Here is a 956-nt window from a genome sequence, read left to right as displayed (position 1 = left end):
TGTTGCTCCTGTTGGACCAGTTACTCCTGTTGCTCCTGTTGGACCAGTTACTCCTGTTGCTCCGGTTGCACCCGTTGGGCCGGTTGCCCCGGTTGCACCAGTTACACCAGTTACACCAGTTGCTCCGGTTGAGCCCGTTACTCCTGTTGGGCCAGTCACCCCAGTCGCGCCCGTTACACCAGTTGCTCCGGTTGAGCCCGTTGCCCCTGTTACACCTGTTGCTCCTGTTGCTCCGGTTACACCAGTCACTCCAGTTGAGCCGGTTGGCCCTGTTACTCCTGTCGATCCGGTTTCCCCGGTTGAGCCGGTTGAGCCTGTTGATCCGGTGGCTCCCGTTACTCCTGTTGCCCCGGTTAGGCCGGTTGGGCCGGTTACACCAGTTGCTCCTGTTGGTCCCGTTTCTCCAGTTACTCCTGTTGGTCCCGTTTCTCCAGTTACTCCGGTTGCTCCGGTTGGACCTGTTACTCCTGTTGCACCCGTTGCCCCGGTTGCCCCAGTCGATCCGGTTGGGCCCGTTACACCCGTTGGGCCAGTCACCCCGGTTGGGCCGGTTGAGCCAGTTGCTCCAGTTACTCCGGTCGCTCCGGTTGGGCCCGTTGCTCCAGTTACTCCGGTCGCTCCGGTTGGGCCGGTTACGCCCGTTACTCCGGTTGCTCCGGTTGCACCGGTTGGCCCTGTGGCTCCTGTTAACCCAGTTGCTCCGGTTGCTCCAGTTGCCCCGGTTGTTCCGGTTGATCCAGTTGCCCCGGTTACTCCTGTTGATCCAGTTGCCCCGGTTGTTCCGGTTGATCCAGTTGCCCCGGTTGTTCCGGTTGATCCAGTTGCCCCGGTTGTTCCGGTTGTTCCAGTTGCCCCGGTTGTTCCGGTTGATCCAGTTGCCCCGGTTGTTCCGGTTGCACCCGTTGGACCTGTTGATCCTGTTGCTCCTGTTATACCAGTTGGACCTGTTGACCCTG

1 protein-coding gene is annotated in these 956 nt (G+C 60.5%); it reads right to left on the bottom strand.

Annotation, left to right across the window (positions count from 1 at the left end):
- A partial coding sequence (locus tag Y79_RS1000000120675) for a collagen-like domain-containing protein (protein ID WP_029575237.1) occupies positions 1-956 on the bottom strand: 956 nt, incomplete at both ends.

Source organism: Bacillus siamensis KCTC 13613 (genome assembly GCF_000262045.1).
In the GTDB taxonomy this organism is placed as follows: Bacteria; Bacillota; Bacilli; order Bacillales; family Bacillaceae; genus Bacillus; species Bacillus siamensis.
The sequence above is the reverse complement of the archived record's forward strand: the minus strand, read 5'-3'. Positions and strand labels throughout refer to the sequence as shown.